Annotated in this window: 13 protein-coding genes; 8 read left to right on the forward strand and 5 right to left on the reverse strand. The window is 65.6% G+C overall.

The annotated features are described in order from the left end of the window. Positions 1-56 precede the first annotated feature (56 nt). The 5 genes from Pla108_RS15355 (at position 57) to Pla108_RS15375 (ending at position 6136) form a co-directional block, all read left to right on the forward strand. The gene (locus Pla108_RS15355) at positions 57-2006 is read left to right on the forward strand and encodes a peptide ABC transporter substrate-binding protein (protein ID WP_146445842.1); all 1950 of its coding nucleotides are present in this window, start codon (positions 57-59) and stop codon (positions 2004-2006) included. Beyond that, a complete protein-coding gene (locus Pla108_RS15360) occupies positions 2003-2917 on the forward strand; it encodes an ABC transporter permease (protein ID WP_146445843.1) in 915 nt (304 codons plus the stop codon). The genes Pla108_RS15355 and Pla108_RS15360 overlap by 4 nt, the downstream gene beginning before the upstream one ends. 115 nt (positions 2918-3032) lie before the next feature. Next, positions 3033-4256, forward strand: coding sequence for an ABC transporter permease (locus Pla108_RS15365; protein WP_146445844.1), 1224 nt, complete (start codon positions 3033-3035; stop codon positions 4254-4256). A 101-nt stretch (positions 4257-4357) separates the two neighbouring features. After that, on the forward strand, positions 4358-5131 hold the full coding sequence (locus tag Pla108_RS15370) for a GDSL-type esterase/lipase family protein (RefSeq protein ID WP_146445845.1): 774 nt from the start codon (positions 4358-4360) through the stop codon (positions 5129-5131). Between the two features lie 96 nt (positions 5132-5227). Then, a complete protein-coding gene (locus Pla108_RS15375; protein ID WP_146445846.1) occupies positions 5228-6136 on the forward strand; it encodes a YihY/virulence factor BrkB family protein in 909 nt (302 codons plus the stop codon). A gap of 28 nt (positions 6137-6164) precedes the next feature. Here Pla108_RS15375 and Pla108_RS15380 read toward each other — a convergent pair whose 3' ends face one another. Beyond that, positions 6165-7448: an amidohydrolase gene (locus Pla108_RS15380; RefSeq protein ID WP_197526603.1), complete on the reverse strand. Its 1284-nt coding sequence runs from the start codon at positions 7446-7448 to the stop codon at positions 6165-6167. A 97-nt stretch (positions 7449-7545) separates the two neighbouring features. Here Pla108_RS15380 and Pla108_RS15385 point away from each other — a divergent pair, with 97 nt between their 5' ends. Then, on the forward strand, positions 7546-8328 hold the full coding sequence (locus Pla108_RS15385) for a class I SAM-dependent methyltransferase (RefSeq protein WP_146445847.1): 783 nt from the start codon (positions 7546-7548) through the stop codon (positions 8326-8328). Positions 8329-8332: 4 nt separating this feature from the next. Here the strand turns inward: Pla108_RS15385 and Pla108_RS15390 are convergent, their stop codons facing one another. Continuing rightward, a complete protein-coding gene (locus Pla108_RS15390) occupies positions 8333-8782 on the reverse strand; it encodes a hypothetical protein (protein WP_146445848.1) in 450 nt (149 codons plus the stop codon). 227 nt (positions 8783-9009) lie between these two features. Between Pla108_RS15390 and Pla108_RS15395 the strand changes: the two genes are divergently transcribed. Together Pla108_RS15395 and Pla108_RS15400 are read left to right on the forward strand one after the other, a co-directional pair. After that, on the forward strand, positions 9010-9444 hold the full coding sequence (locus tag Pla108_RS15395; protein WP_146445849.1) for an SRPBCC family protein: 435 nt from the start codon (positions 9010-9012) through the stop codon (positions 9442-9444). A gap of 138 nt (positions 9445-9582) precedes the next feature. Then, complete coding sequence (locus tag Pla108_RS15400; RefSeq protein ID WP_146445850.1) at positions 9583-9930, forward strand: ArsR/SmtB family transcription factor; 348 nt, start codon at positions 9583-9585, stop codon at positions 9928-9930. Positions 9931-9932: 2 nt separating this feature from the next. Here Pla108_RS15400 and Pla108_RS15405 read toward each other — a convergent pair whose 3' ends face one another. The 3 genes from Pla108_RS15405 to Pla108_RS21035 form a co-directional block, all read right to left on the reverse strand. Further along, the gene (locus Pla108_RS15405; RefSeq protein ID WP_146445851.1) at positions 9933-10568 is read right to left on the reverse strand and encodes a SlyX family protein; all 636 of its coding nucleotides are present in this window, start codon (positions 10566-10568) and stop codon (positions 9933-9935) included. 191 nt (positions 10569-10759) lie between these two features. Beyond that, positions 10760-14002 carry a general secretion pathway protein GspD gene (locus tag Pla108_RS15410; protein ID WP_146445852.1) on the reverse strand — a complete coding sequence of 1081 codons (3243 nt, stop codon included), beginning with the start codon at positions 14000-14002 and terminating at the stop codon, positions 10760-10762. Between the two features lie 305 nt (positions 14003-14307). Then, entirely contained in the window at positions 14308-16299 is a 1992-nt protein-coding gene (locus Pla108_RS21035; protein ID WP_197526604.1) for a hypothetical protein, read from the reverse strand. Positions 16300-16324: the final 25 nt, after the last annotated feature.

The raw sequence follows: 16324 nt of genomic DNA on the forward strand, positions 1-16324 counted from the left end.
CTCCCGCAAGCTGCCCACTCCTGGCGTGATAGCGGTTGCGTTCCTAAGCTGGACGTATGCCGCCCCGCCTCGCCTTTGCCCTCGTCTGTCTCGTCGCGATGCTCGGCGGGGTCGTTGCTGTCGTGAAGCAGGGGCAGCTGCCGCCGGCCGACTTTACGTTCAACAACGACACCGAGATCGAGTCGCTCGACCCGGCCGTCGTCACCGGGCAGCCCGAGGGGCGGATCATCGACGAGCTCTACGAGGGGCTGGTGAAGCTCGGCCCGAAGGACCGCAAGCCGATGCCGGGCGTCGCCGAGCGTTGGGAGGTCTCCGACGATGGCCTCACCTACACGTTCCACCTGCGCCGCGACGCCAAGTGGAGCGATGGCTCGCCCGTGACGGCCCGGGACTTCGTCTACAGCATGCGGCGGTTCCTCGACCCGCTGACGCTCGCCGAGTACGCCTATCAGGCTTGGTACCTCAAGAACGCCAAGCGCTACAGCCGCGCGGCCCGCGGCGTTGAGATCGGCGACCGCGTCGAGGTCGAGTTGCTCGAGCCGTCGGCGGACGCCCTCCCCTTCGCCCGCGGCGAGGTGCTGCGGGGCGAACTCGTGGGAGTCGAGACCGACCCAGGCGTCGCCGCCGAGATGCTCGACGACCCGGCCAAGTTCATCGACTACCGGACGTTCGTTGTCTCGATCGACGGAGAGGAACAACGGTTCCGGATCGGCGACCGGGTCCCCGCGCGAGCCCCCACCGGCGCCAAACCGTGCCGCCAGTTGACGCTCGACTTCGCCGAGGTCGGCTTCCGTGCAATCGACGACTACACGGTCGAGACGGTGCTCGAATCGCCGACGCCGTACTGGTTGAACCTGTTGGGGTTCTACCCACTGGCGCCGGTCAACCAGCGTTGCATCGAGACCCACGGCCCGGCGAAGTGGACCGAAGCCGAGAACCTCGTCACGAACGGGCCGTTCCGATTAGAGTTCCGCCGGCTCCGCGACCGCATCCGCCTGCGGAAGAACCCCCACTACTGGAACCGCGACGGCGTCGCCCTCGAGACGATCGACGCGCTCGCGGTGCAATCGCTCACCACGTCGTTCAATCTCTACGAGACCGGCAAGGTCGATTGGATCACGAAAGTGACGCCGCTGATCGCCCGCGAGTTGTTCGAGGCCGAACCGCCGCGTGACGACTTCAACCCCGACGCGCAGTTCGGCACCTACTTCTACGCGTTCAACGTGACGCGTAAGCCGTTCGACGACCCGCGCGTCCGTCAGGCCTTGGTCTTAGCCCTCGACCGTGAAGAGATTGTCACCACCGCCTGCGCGGGAGAATTACCGGCGCGGTCGTTTACGCCGCCGGGGCTGCCCAATTACGACGCACCGGAATGTCCCGACACCAACGTCGAGCGGGCGAAGGAACTGCTGGCCGAGGCCGGCTATCCGGACGGGACCGGCTTCCCGAAGATCGAGATCCTCTACAACTACGAGCAACAGCACCAAACGATCGCCGAGCTGATCCGCAAGCAGTGGCGGCGAAACCTGGGGATCGATGTCTCGACCCGCAACGAAGAATGGGGCAGCTTCCTCTCGAGCCAACGGCAGCAAAAGTACGACGTCATGCGGCGGGCCTGGATCGGCGACTACCTCGACCCCAACACGTTCCTCGACCTGTTTGTCACCGACGGCGAGAACAACGCGACCGGCTGGGGCGATCCCGAGTACGACCGGCTGATCCGCGAAGCGAAGGCGGAGGCCGACCCCGAGGTGCGGATCGAGATGCTCGCCGAGGCCGAGCGGATCCTAATGCGAGAAGTGCCGATCATGCCGATCTATTACTACGTGTCGCGGAGCATGGTGAAGCCCTACGTCTACGGCTGGTACAACAACCTCGAAGACCGCCACCCGCTGTGGGCCCTCTCGATCGACCGCACCGCGACCGGCCCGAACGACTTTATGTCCTCCGAGCCGGTGCGTGAGATCAAGCTCAACCGCCGCGAGCCAGAGGGCGCCGAGCAATGATCTCATTCATCCTCCGCCGGCTCGGCTGGATGCTCATCACCCTCTGGGTAGTGTTCACGGTGTCGTTCTTCCTGATGCGCGCGGTCCCCGGTGGGCCGTACGACTCGGAGCGCGCGCTTGAGCCCGAGATCGAAGCCAACATCAAACGGCAGTACAACCTCGACTTGCCAGTTCATGAGCAGTACTGGCTGCGGATGAAGGGGATGGCCAGCGGCGAGCTCGGTTCCTCGATGAAGAAGGACTACACGGTCAACCGACTGGTGCGCGAGGGCTTGCCGGTGTCTGCCGCCCTGGGGCTGCTGGCGCTCGCGTTCGCGTTCAGCGTGGGCCTCGTCGCGGGGATCGTCTCGGCCGTCTTCCGTGGGAGTGTCGCCGACGTGTCGCTGATGTCGATCGCGACGATCGGCATCGCCCTACCGAACTTTGTCGTCGCGGGATTCGCGATCATCCTGTTCGTTTTCACGCTCCGCTGGCTGCCGGCGGCGGGGTGGGGGTCGCTCGACCAGTTGGTGCTGCCCGCCCTCTGTCTTGGCGCGCCTTACGCGGCCTACGTGGCGCGGATCTCGCGGACCGGCATGCTCGACGTGCTGGGGCAGGACTTTATCCGCACCGCACGGGCCAAAGGCGCCTCGCCCTTCTCAGTGGTCGTCAAACACGCGTTGCCGACGGCGCTGCTGCCGGTCGTGTCGTTCCTCGGCCCCGCGGTGGCGGGCATCCTGACCGGGTCGCCGGTGATCGAGCAGATCTTCGCGATCCCCGGTCTCGGCTGGCACTTCGTCCAGTCAGCGATCGATAAGGATTACCCGATCGCGATGGGCCTCGTGCTGCTCTACACGACCCTGCTGTACTCGATGAACCTGATCGTCGACCTGCTGTACGGCGTGCTCGATCCGCGGGTGGAGTGGAAGTGATGGAAAGTAGAAAGTGGGAAGTCGGAAGTGGGAAGGAATCGCTCGCGCGGTTGGCACGCCGTGATTCCAACTTCCAACTTCCCACTTCCCACTTCGTCTCTAAGAGGGAGGCCCGATGACGACCACCCCTTCTCGAACGAAGGAAATCGGCGTCTCGCTCACGCAAGACGCCTGGCGGCGGCTCAAGAAGAGCTGGGCCGCGATGACGGCCTTGTGGACGCTGGTCGCCGTGGTGGTGCTAGCGTTCTTCACGCCGCTGTTGCCGCTACAGCCCCCCGACCGTGACTTGACCCGGCAGATGTTCGCCGAGCCAACCTTGTCGCCGATATGGGAAGACACGTTTGCGTTCGAAGCCGAGTTGGTTGACCAACTCGACGCGGAGATCACGGAGGCGCGTAGCGAGTTCACCGCCCAACGAGAAGAGTTCAACCAGCTCCGTCCACCGGAAGCTTCGCCGGAGGCAATCGAAGAGGCCGCCCGCACGGTCCGACGCGCCCGGGCCAATGTCGACTCGCTCATCCAACGCCCTTACGCCGACGCCGGATTCCCAAAGCTCGGCCCCCTCGCCCGGGCGATGGTGCGGGCCCGTTACGCGGTATTCGGTGAGTGGCAGCTCGCCAGCGTCTGCGGCCGCGACAAGCTGGGCCGCGACTTGCTGAGCCGCATCTTCTGGGGCGCGCGGGTCTCGTTGATCGTCGGCATCGTCGCGACGCTCGTGTCGCTCGTGATCGGCGTCAGCTACGGCGCCATCTCGGGCTACGCCGGAGGTTGGATCGACAACCTGATGATGCGCATCGTCGACGTGCTCTACAGCATCCCCTTCGTGTTCTTAGTGATCTTCATCATCTCGGTCCTCAGCGAGGACTCGGTCAAAGAATGGCTGGCCGGCTACGGCATTGACCGGATCACCATTTTTTACTTTGTCGTCGGCGCCATTTACTGGCTGACGATGGCCCGCGTCGTGCGGGGGCAGGTTGTCTCGTTACGCAACGAGCAGTACGTCGAGGCGGCCCGGTCGCTCGGCGTGTCGCAGGGGGCGATCGTCTTCCGCCACATCGTGCCGAACCTGCTGAGCATCGTGTTGGTGTACCTGACGCTGACGATCCCGCGGGTGATCTTGTTCGAGGCGTTCTTGTCGTTCCTCGGCCTCGGGGTCGAGCCGCCCGACGTGTCGTGGGGCCTGCTGGCGAACGAGGGGATTCAGGTCATCACGCCGGTCAAAACCTACTGGTGGCTGATCGTCTTCCCGAGCCTGGCGATCGGTTCGACGCTGTTCGCCCTTAATTTCCTCGGCGACGGCCTTCGTGACGCGTTCGATCCGCGGATGAAGGGCCGATAAAGTTTTGACAAGATTTACAGGATCGACAGGATTCCTGATTCTCATCTTGTTTATCCTGTAAATCCTGTCTCGATATCCGAAACTCCTCATCGCTTTCCATCATGCTCCGATCGATCGCCCTCGCTCTGGTCGCCACGAACACCGCCTCGTACGTGCTTGCCAAAGAGTCGCCCGCCGAAGCGCTCAAACTCGCCACGACCCCCTGCGTGCAGGACTCCGAATGGGCCGGTTGGTGGCCGCACCGGCACGCCGACAAACTGACGGAGCGCGACGCGATTGTCGGTGAAGGTCGGCCGCTGCAGCTGGTCTTTGTCGGCGACTCGATCACGCACGGCTGGGAGAACGGCGGCAAGTCGATCTGGGCCGAGCGTTTCGGACCGCGGGGCGCCTTCAACATCGGCTTCAGCGGCGACCGCACCGAGCACGTCCTGTGGCGGCTAGGCGTCGAGTCGGGCAAGAACAACAACGAGATCGCCGGCCTCACGCCCAAGCTGTTCGTCGTGATGATCGGCACCAACAACACGGGCCACCGCCAGGACCCGCCCGAGGCGATCGCCGAAGGGATCGAGCAGATCGTCGACCGGCTGCTCGAAGTGGCTCCCGACAGCAAGGTGCTGCTGCTCGCGATCTTCGCGCGGGGAGAGAACGCCGACGACCCGCTTCGCGTGATCAATGACGGCGTCAACGAGTTGATCGCCGAACTGGGCGACCGCGACCGAGTCGAGTTCCTCGACATCAACGACGTCTTCCTCGACGATGACGGGACGCTGCCGAAGAGCGTTATGCCCGACCTGCTCCACCCCAACACCGAGGGCTACCAGCTTTGGGCCGACGCGATCGAGCCTCACGTCGCCCGGCTCCTCGGCGAGAAGTAGCCGTTGGAGGCACGCCGCCGGCTGAGCTGGCCTCGATCCGGCCGCTTGGTACAAAGATTGCCCCGCAGTTAGGGGTCTCTCCAACCAGGCGCCGCCATGACCTACCTCAAACAAGTCGTCGTCGAGTTCTTCAAAGACGACTGCACGACGCTCGCGGCGGCCCTCTCCTACTACACGGTCTTTGCGCTCCCGCCCCTGCTCTACCTGCTGCTGACGGTCGTCACGGCGGGGCTCTCGGTCGCGTACGACTCGCAAGAAGCGGAAGAGAAAGCGCAGGATGCGTTGGAGCAGCAGACGGCCCAGTTGGTCGGCGACCTCTCCGCCGCCGACGCGATCAATGACATGATCCGGCGGAGCCGCCACGACCCCGACTCATGGTGGAAGACCGCGATCAGTGTGGTTGGGGTTTTGATCGCGGTCACGGGGCTCATGGGCGCGCTGCAGAGGTCGCTCAACCGAGTCTGGCAGGTCCGGCCCGATCCCGATCGCTCCGCCGTGAGGTATCTCTTCCGTAAGCGGCTTGTCTCCTTCTTGTTGGTGATTGGGCTGGGGGCGTTGCTGCTCGCGTCGATCTTGGTCTCTGGCGTGATCGCCTATCTGGGCGCCCAGATGAAGACGCTCACCGGCATCGAGGGGGCGCCCGCGGCCGCGATCAATTACGGGGTCCAGACGCTCGTCGCGTTGGTGGCCTTCGCCGCGGTTTTCAGGGTGCTGCCGGACGTCCGTGTCGCGTGGCGTGACGTTGCGGTCGGCGCTCTGATTACAACGGCCCTCTTCTTCGCCGGCCGCATCGCGATGCAGCAGTACTTCGCCTTCAGCAGTCCCGCCGGCCGGGTGAGTGAGGCGGCCGCGTCGCTCGCGGCGATCTTCATCTGGGTCTACTACTCGTCGATGATCTTGCTGCTGGGCGCCGAGGCGACGCAGGTCTTCGCACAACGCGGCGGCCGGGCGGCGCGACTGAAGAGCCGCGCCGTCCACGTCGTGGAGCAGATCGAACGAGCGTGACGCCAACCGTAGGCGTCGCCAAACCAAATCAGCGAGGCATCAGATCGATGACGATCGCTGTCATCGCCCGCACGCCGGTCCGTAAGGCTGGCTCGGCGTTCGGCCAGTACAGGGCCGAGTGCATTGATGGCGGAGTCACGTCGGCGGCTTTCCATTCGGCGAGCCGCTCGGCGGAGATGGTCCCGAGGCGGAACATACAGATCGGCACGCCCGCGCGCCCGTAGCGGCTGAAGTCCTCGGCGCCCATCATCGGCTCGGCCGCCTCGACAGCGTCGTCGCCGAGCGTGGCTTTCAAGACGCCTTCAACCCGAGCGGTCAGGTCGGGGTCGTTATAGAGGGAAGGCGTCCCTTCGCTGTAGACGATCTCCGGTTCAGGGGCCCCAGCGCTCATCGCGGCCGCCTTCGCCTTCCGCTGGATCGCCTCGGCGATTTGCTTGCGGATGTCGGCCGAGTAGGTGCGGACCGTGAGCTGGAGTTTGACCTCGTCACCGATGATGTTGTGCTTCGTGCCGCCGTGGATGGAGCCGACCGTGACGACTGCCGGCTCGGTCGGCTTCAACTCGCGCGAAACGATCGTCTGGAGGTCGAGCACGAGCTTCGCCGCGAGCACGACGGGGTCGATGGTCGTGTGGGGCGCCGCGCCGTGGCCGCCGCGTCCGCGGACCGTGATGTCGACCGAGTCGACGTTCGCGCCGAAGTAACCCGCACAGACGCCGACGTGCCCCGCCCGCATGTCGTTGGCCGCGTGCAAGGCGATGGCGTAATCGGGCCGCGGGAAGCGGGCGAAGAGACCGTCGGCGAGCATCGCCTCGGCGCCGGCGCCCAATTCCTCGGCCGGCTGAGCGATACAAACCAGTGTCCCCTTCCAGCGATCCTTATTCTCCGCCAAGCAGCGAGCGACGCCGACCAAGTTGGTCATATGGATGTCGTGGCCGCAGGCATGCATGACGCCAACCGTGGCGCCCCGCTTGTCGGTGGTGCGGACTTTCGAGGCGTACTCAAGTCCGGTCTCTTCCACGACCGGCAACGCGTCGAGATCGGTCCGGAGCATCACGGTCGGTCCCGCGCCATTCTCAAGCACCGCGACAACGCCCGTGCCGCCGACCCCCTGAGTCACCGTGAATCCGGCCTGTTCCCAGGCTTGGGCGACCTTCGCTGCGGTCTTGTGCTCTTCAAGCGACAGCTCCGGCGAGGCGTGCAGGTCTTTGTAGAGGTCCACCATCGATGGCGCCGCGGCGTCGATCCAGTGGTCGATCTCATCGGCGACGGCGTAAACGGGGAGGCAAAGCAACAACCAGAGGGCGCGGATCACGGCAGCGTCTCGGTGGGAGGTGTCGGGGCGATCGAGACCCGATTATGCGTCACGCGACGAGAGACGCCAACTCGGACGGCGTGGTAAACTTGCTGGCATGAGTCGGGAACCACAAAGGAACGAAGGAACCAAGGGCTTTGGCGCCGACCGCTACGTCGTTCCTTTGTTCCTTTGTGGTTCCCTTCTCTTGAGCAGCGCCGAAGCGCAGCGCGCCGAGCCGGGCCGTACGGAGTATCTGGGCCGACCGATCGCCCAGACGATGCACTACCTCGGCGCGCCGTGGCTGGTGCGCGAATCGCGCGACCGGGAGGAAGAGCCCGCCAGGCTGCTGGCTTCGCTGGGGGTGAAGCCCGGACAGACCGTCTGCGACCTCGGCTGCGGCAACGGGTTCTACACCCTACGGCTCGCGGAGCTGGTCCAACCCGCGGGGAGAGTGCTGGCGGTCGATATCCAGCCCGAAATGCTGCAGATGCTCGGCCAGCGCGCCGAGGCGCGGAGCGTCCCCAACGTCGAGACGATCGAGGGCGCCGTGGACGACCCCCGGCTGCCGCCGGCGGCTGTGGATTTAGTCTTGCTGGTCGATGTCTACCACGAGTTCTCGCATCCGCCGGAGATGCTCGCGGCGATCCACGCGAGCCTCCGTCCCGCAGGCCGCGTCGCCCTGGTCGAGTTCCGCGCCGAGGACCCCGACGTGCCGATCAAGCCGCTCCATAAGATGACGCAGGCGCAGTGCGTCAAGGAGTTCGCCGCCAACGGCTACAAGCTGGTCGGCCAGTACGACGATTTGCCGTGGCAGCACGTGTTGTTCTTCGCGCGCGACGACTCGCCGCTGGGGCGGGTCCCCCTCGTCGCTTGGGACCCGGCCCCGCCGGCGCCGTAGTCGCTCAGCGCGTCGCCGCCGCCATCTTGTCCATCTCCTGCTGGGTCCGATCGGAGTGGGCATGGATCTTTTTGACGACGGCCGGGTCGTCGGACGTGAGCAGCGTCACATTTCCGATGCCGGTCGAGACCTCTTCGGTCTTGGCGCCCGCCTGCATCAGCGCGCCGAAGGACTCACAGAAACCGCACTTCAGGTCCGAGGGCGACGCCTCCATCGCGAGCGTATGCATTTTCTCGCAAGTCGCTTCGAACTCGTCCTGCATCCCCTCCGGCGCCGCCGCCACCATCATCAAGCCGTTCGCCAGTTTGTGGGTCTCCCACTTCATGCCGGCCTTGAGGGTCGGGTTCTCGTGCATCGGCTTGCAGCAGACACACGCTTCGTCAAACCACTCGGCGGCGACCGTCGTCGTCGCGATCGCAAGCATCAGCACCACAGCTAAGCACAAACTACGCATCGCTTCACTCCACTGTCGGGGGGAACGAAAGGCTCGGTTTGGGGGAACGCGAGCACGGGAAAAACGGTCACGTACGTAGAGGAACCGCTAGAGGAACCGCCGATCGACTCGATGCTGAGAGTTTTCCGAGTATTACCCCTAGAATACGTGACTGTCAAGCAACATATTAAGAACCGCCTGGAGGTTCCCATTTCTTCCATCGCTGCCCCCCCTCCGAGGACTCGGCCATGCCCGACGCCACCGACCTGCTGCTCGACATTAGCCAAGCGATTGAGATCGACGCCGCTCCCGGCGACGCCTACCGCGCGCTGCTCCGCCGCCTAACGAGTGAGAACAACACGCCCGACAACCGGCCGATGCCGATGGTCCTCGAAGAGTGGCCCGGTGGGCGCTGGTTCCGCGATCTTGACGGGGGCCAAGGGCACCTTTGGGGCTTTGTCCAGGTGATCAAGCCGCCGACGCTGCTTGAGGTCAACGGGCCGATGTTCATGTCGTACGCGGTCGCCGGGCACATTCAATTCCGGCTCACCCCCATCTCCGGCGGCGTCGAACTAGCGATGCGGCACCGCGTCGTGGGGCCGGTCGAAGAAGAGCACCGCCGCGGCGTCGTCTTCGGCTGGGAGCATCTGCTGAATGGCGTCAAAGCGATGGCGGAGAATTAACCCGATAGCAAGCTAACTAGCCAAACGACATGGCGGCGAATCGATAGGGGCTGTCCGATCGTCGAAATCCACCTAGCCCCCTAGGCTTCCCCGCAGTGACCCTTGGCGTCCTTAGCGTCTTGGCGGTTCAAAAAAAGAATGCAAGACAACGACGCCATCTGGAAAGCGCTCGCCGATCCCACCCGGCGCGAGGTGCTGGATGCGCTGCGCGACGGCCCGAAGCTCACCGGCGAGATTGTCGAGCGATTTCCGCACCTCTCACGCTTCGGCGTGATGAAGCACCTCGACGTGCTCCGCGAGGCGGGGCTCGTGCTGACGCGTGAGGAGGGACGCAAGCGGATCAACTCGCTCAACGCGGCGCCACTCCGCAAGGTCGTCGAGCGTTGGATCAGCAAGTACGACGGCTTCTGGGCCAACACGCTACTGCGGGTCAAGGACGACGCCGAAGAAGCCGCCGCCCCCAAAACCCGACGCAAGAAGGCCTAACTTCAATAGTGGGGCGGCTTTTCGTCGGGCAGGTCCTCCGCTGACGTCTGCACATCGACCAGCCGTTTGACCGTCTGCTCGATATTGTTCTGCCGACGGGCGGTCTGGTCGGCGGCGTTCCGCATCGCGGTGACGGCTTCGTTGAGGTCCTGCACGAGCTGCTGCTGGTGGGTGATGACCTCCTCGAGTCGCACCACTTCGTCGGCGAGATTTTGCTCGTCGGCGGGGCCGTCGTCGATTCTCGCGGGCGCCGTCATCGCGGCGAAGGCGACCACGCCCCAGCCCGCCATCATCGCCAGCCCCCCCAGCGGCACGATGGCGCCGAGCCACCGCCACCCCTCGCCGGCAAACGCCAGCACGTAGAGCAAACCGGAGAAGACGACCACGCCGGCGACTAGCAGCCAACCCGCCTTCGCCAGCAGGGGCTTCTTCTCCGCCAGCAAGGCGATCGCCAGCACGGCGGCCGCCGTCGCGAGTTGGTAACGCGAGCCGGTGACGAAGTTATCGACCCGGTGGGCGAGCTCGTCGCCTCCGTAGCCGAGGTCCACGAGGGCGCCTTCAAGCCCGTGCGCCGCGTAGGCGCCAAAGCCAACCGCCGTCGCGCCCAACAAGCCGGCCGTCAAGAGTAGTCGCTGCATCTCGTTCCTTCGCGCCGGGGCGCCTTTGCGTGAGACCAATGGACAAAGCCTCACGCAAAGGGGCGAAGGCGCGAAGGGGGCGCCGCTTCACCACCGCCAACGAAAAAGGGCCGCCGGCGATTGCTCGCCGACGGCCCAGGTTCTCTCTTTCGCGCGGCGGAATCAGGGTTCCCGCCCGCGAACGCTCGCTATTAGTTGCCGGCCAAGCCGAGCCGTTGCTCTTCCTCTTCCTGGATGATGATCCGGGGGGTCACCATCATCATCAGGCTGTCCGTCTCGCGGCCGATGCCGACGTTACGGAACAGACGGTTGATGTAGGGGACCTTGGAGAGCAGCGGCACGCCAAACTCGCGGCGGCCTTCGCTGAGCCGCTTGATGCCGCCCAGCAAGACCGTACCGCCGTCCGGCACGCTGACTGTCGTTGTCACCGACACGAACTGGAAGGTCGGCAGCTGCACCGTGGTGCCAGCGGTGGTGATCTGCTGGTTCTGCGAGGCGTTCGCCTGCTCGTTCGTGCCGTCGTCGTTTGCGTCGGTCGCACTGCTCGAGGCCGACGCGTTGGTCGTCGTCGAGCCGTCGAACGTAAAGACGTCGACGTCGCCGATCTCGCTGAAGAACGGCACGACCGTCAGTCGGACGTAACGCCGGTCTTCGGAAACGACCGCTTGGATCGACATCAGCGTCCCTTCGTTCAGCACCACGATCACCGGCTGCTGGGCGGCGGCGAATTCGCCGACGACCGGCACCACGCTGATCACAAACGGCGACTGCGACGTGTCCGACACGAACGCTTGCTGGCCGTTGAACAGCGTCACCTTCGGGGCGTTCAGCACGTTGGTGCGGGTGTCCCCTTGGGCGGCGTTGATCAAGAAGTAGGCCTCGATGTCGCTGAGGATGGCGAAGCCAAACGTCGCGGCCGAGGTCGGGTTGAACCCGCCGAACTGTGGCTGGGCGATCGGGAAACTCCCCTGCCGGAAAGGCAGGTCGAGGTCCGCGGTCACCGTCGCCAAGTCACCCACCAGAGGCGCCTGCACACCGACCGTGGCGCCGCTCTGCGTGCGACGGATGCCGTTGTTGACCGACTCGCCGAACGACGAGGTCGCGATCGGCGTGGAGGTCTGCGTCAGCTCGTTGGTTCCAAGGATCCGGTCGTTGATGTTCATATCGAAGTCGATGCCGATCCGCTCGAAGAAGTCGTCGCTGAGGCGGATAAAGCGGACCTCGATCGTCACCTGCAGGTCTTGCAGTCGGCGCAACTGCTCGAGCAGGTCGGCGATCTCTTCGTGGACCGACTGCGTCTGGCTCACGACCAGGCTGAGGTTCGTCGCGAAAGGACGGATCTCCGCCTCGCCGCCACCGTTTTCCGCCCACGTGTCGGACGCGACGGTCGACGTGATCAACTCGATGAGCGAGTCGAAGTCGGCCGACGCGGCGCCACCCAGGCCGCCGGGGCCCGAGGTCATCTGCTGCGGAGACGAACCGATCTGCCCCGAGGGGGCGAAGTTCTGCGCGAGCACGTCCGGGTTGCCCGGTCCGCCGGGTCCGTTGGCCAACGAGATCGGTCCACGGCCGCCCAGTCCGCCGGCGCCCGCGTTGGTGACCGCCAGAGCGTCGTTGATCAGCCCCTGCAGGCCGATGTTGTTGCTCGGCACGAAGTTCGGGATGGGGATCACGAGGTCCGCGACGTAGTAGACCTCCTTGAAGACCTCGCCGTCGCGGAGCGACTCGCTCGTGATCTTCAGCACCTCGTCCTTGATCGTGTAGCCCAGGTGGAGCGGATCGAGGATCAGGTTCAACGCGCTCTCTAGCGAGATCTCGCTGTTGATGTTGATCGTCACCGGCGTGTCGCTCGAGACGCCTTCTTGGTTGAGACCACGCGGGTCGAGGTAGATATCGACGCCGGTCATCTTCGCCAGGGCGTCCATCACCTCGGCCAGCGGCCGGTCGGTGTAGCGGAGTTGCACCGGCGTCTTCAGACGGTTCTTGATCTCGACTTCACGCGGCGACATGCGTCCCCGCTCACGGGAGATGCTGGACCGCTCTTTGATGTCGCCCCAGTTCTTGCCGTAGACAATGTCCTTCCCGCCACCGACCAACGGAATCGACGCCTCGTCGACCTTGGCGAGGGCGTTCCAGAACTCCTGGTCCTTCTGCTCGCGGATGTCCGAGTTGATCACGCTGCGGCGGAAGAACTTGGCGTTCTCCCACACCTGCATCGCGACCGGATCGTCAGGGGCGAGCTCCTTGAGCCGCCGGGCGACCACCTCGGCCTCTTCCAGCTTGTACTCGTCCCGCAAGCCGTTGTACTCGGCGATCAACTCCTGCATCTTCTGACGCTTCCGCTGCTCAGAAGCGTTCTTACGGTCGATGTCGCCAATGATGGCGGCGTTCGTCTCGTCGAGCTCGATCTGAGCCTTGTTGCTCTCGATGTAGTCCTGCGTGTCGCTGATCGATCGGGCGACGCGGCGGACGAGTTGGTCGCGGTACTCTTGGCTGACGCCCGAGTCCTCAACTTCCTTGCGGGCCGCTTCGAGAATCTCCAGCGAACGGCGCGGGTCCGACTCGCGGATCTCACGCGACTCGACCTGGGCCTGGCCCACCGTGCTGGCGAGCTTGCGTGCGAGGACCTGTTGGTCCTTGTCGGCCTCGTCGATCATCGAGGCGTCGACCGCGTGCCCGGCGAGCGGGGCGGGCTCGCTCGAAGGCGTGCCGCCCAGCATCCGCAGGTGGTCGTCGAGGCGACGCTGGGCGCCGGAGTCGAGCGAGCCACGGACTTCGCTGGCGGCTTGGAAGCGCTCGAAGGCGCCGTCGTAGTCTTTCTCGCGGAGCTTCTGCTCACCCTCGGCGAGCAGACGCGGGCCGGCGGTCGGCTCGGCCTGGACCCGTTCGGACGGCAGCGGCAGTTGCGCGAGTCGGGCCGGCGGGGTGTCTGGCGCTACGAGGGCGGCGGCGGGCTGGACGCCAACGTCGTCTTGCCCGGGGACGTGCAACGCCTGGTGGGCGAAGTTGTCGTACCCCTGCGACCATTCGGCGCCGGCGTTCGTCACGGCCGGGTCGTAGTACCGGGTCGGCTGACGCAGCGCGAGGGCGAGCGTCGCCGGGGTGTCCTCACCCTTGCCGAACGCCGAGGCCGGGACCTCGAGTTGGCTGGCGCGGGCCACCAGCTGCTGCGCCCGAGCCGTGTCGCCCGCGGTGATCGCGGCGCGGGCGTCTCGGAGCAGGCGCTGACACGCGAGCTTGGCTTCGTCACCCGCCGTTGGGGCGGGCGTCGTGGGGGCGAGCGCGTATCGCTGTCCCGAGGCCGGCGTCGCGCCGGTTGGCTTGGGCAACGCACGGGGCTGCGACCCATTGGTCGTTTGCTGGGCGAGGGCCGGGCCGCTCGCTAGGGCCGCCAAGGCGGCCGCTAGGGCGGCGAACTTCCGTGTCGCGTTCAACTCAACTCTCCTTGTTGCGTTGGATCGCTTCGGGCGAAGCGCGCGGTGGTCAAAATGACCCTCCGGCGAGCGCCGAGCGCATCCCGATCGGGTCGGTTGGCGTGCTCTATCAGCCACTCGCCGTGGGCGCGAACGCCCCGCCCACGTGACGCACCTTGCGCACGCAGACCTGTCGGAGAGCGGTGAGGTAGAAGAGCGGCGGGTGATTAACCGCTACAGCGGAACCGGTCAACACCAGTCCGAAAAGTTTTTCGCCGTGGCCGCCTCAAAGGCCGGGCCGGCAGGCCCCCCTCGGCGTCAAGCTATCACGGCCTGCGACCGCCACCGAATTCTCCGCCCCCGAAACCGCCTCCAAAGCCGCCGGCGCCCGCCGCCGACTCGTCGAAGGTGTCGCGGAAGCCCTTCACGGTGGCCCGGTCGTCGAGCTCGTCGTGGACCAGCAACCGGCCCGACGCGTCCATGAACAACGCCTTGGCGGGCGCCTTCATCTTGCCGGGGAGCTCTTCGCCCCCGCTGAAGTCGCACAGCGTCAGACCGGTGCGGAACTTGAACGAGTCCATCTCGACCAGGTAGCGACCGTCCGGGCTGATCACTTCGGCGTCTTCGACTAGGTTCAGCACCGCGCCGATGGGGAACGAATCTTCGATCCCCGCCTTAATGGCCCGCCGGTCTTCGTCGATGCTGTACGACTGGACGAGCAGGTCGACGCTTCCCTCGGCGTAGGCGCTGCGTCCGCTGGGGAGCTTGGCGCCCGCGATGAAAGCGTCGCCCGCCATCGGCACCGAGATGATCGAGCTCGGCTCGCTCCATTCGGTGGTGGGCCGAGCGTTGTTCTTCTCGAGCCGCGCCAGCACCTCGGGCGACAACCAGGAGCGGTCGAGTGAGCGGTTGGTGACGAAGTTGTTGACATCTTCCAGCACGAGCTTAACGCGGTAGCGGTACTGCCGGCCTGGCTGGACCTCGAAGTCCCAGAAGCGGACCATCGCAAATGGGACGTCGGGGTTGATTGTGAACTCGCCGGTCGCCCCACGGGCCGAGCCCCCCCGTCCGCCTCCACCGTATTCGCCGCCGCCATAGCCGCCGCGTCCGCCGCCACCGCCGTACTCACCACCAAACTCGCCGCCGCCGCGCCGCGACACGGCGCCGCGTCCGCCGTACTCGCCGCCGCCCCGTTCGGCGCGGTCGCCGACACGGCCGAACACGTTCCCATCTTCTGGCTCGACGGGAAGGTCGGCTTCATCGCCGTCGCGGGCCTTGGCGGCCTCGATCGCGTCGGTCTCGGTCTGGAGCGGGGCGTCGTTGTGGACGACATCCGGTCCCCAGTTTTGTTGCACCAACGGCGCCAACGGCATCGTCAAGATCGGGTGCTCGTAGCGGGCGTCAACCAAGGCGTCGGGATAGGGGATCCAGTCGGCGATCGTTTCGAGCAGGAAGCGCTCCGACAGAGCGGGGCGGGGCTTCTTGCCAGAGAGGTCGCCGAACTTCACGGTCTCCCATTTCAGCTCACCCTCTTCGCCGGTCACCTCGGCGCGCTCCGCGAAGAGCCCGATGTAGTAGGGGATATCGCTTGAGGGGTTGTAGCCGCGGGCGTCGCGGAGGGCGTCTTCAAAGATCTTGGCTTGATCGAGGATCGGGGCCTTGGCCAGCACGCAGGCCGCCGACAAGGCGCGGAAGCGCTCGTAGCCGGTGGTCGGGACCCCTTCTTGCCGATTGCCGCCGGGAATCGGACGGATCTTGCGTCCCTGGTCGTCGACGGTGCGTTCGCCATCGGCGCCGACGGCCGGGCCGCCGCCGAGCAATTCGGTCGATCCCCTCTCGCGTTCCGCTTCCTGTTCCTTACGGAGTTGCTCCGCCTTACGCCGCTCTTCCAACAACCGAGCCTTGCGTTCCTCTTCGCTCTCAAAAGCAAAGATCGCTGTCACGGCGGTCCCTTCCAGATCGGTCGCGGCAAGGAGCTTCGGATCGACCCGATCGACCGTCGGCGGAACGACGGGCGGGTTGATGGGGTTCTCGGGGTCGTAGGGAGCGAACGGCAGCTCGTCGAGCTTGTAGGAGACAACCGGAATGGCGGGCTTGAAATCGCCTTTCGGAACCTCGGCGAGTGTCGACCGCTCCCACGCAGCGAGGGCCGCCTGGGACTGGGAGCTCAGGTCGCCGGGCGACTTCTTGAGCGTCTCCACGCCGAGTGACGAGTAAGCCAGGTAGCCGGCCGCCGCGACCAGCAGCAGCGCGACGACCTTTTCGACGTGCTGGAGCACGAGCTGCTTGACGCCGCCGCCTTTGTGGTTGCCGGCCATGGCCGTCTTCCGTTGGATTGAGGTG

Source organism: Botrimarina colliarenosi (genome assembly GCF_007859955.1).
Taxonomy (GTDB): domain Bacteria; phylum Planctomycetota; class Planctomycetia; order Pirellulales; family Lacipirellulaceae; genus Botrimarina; species Botrimarina colliarenosi.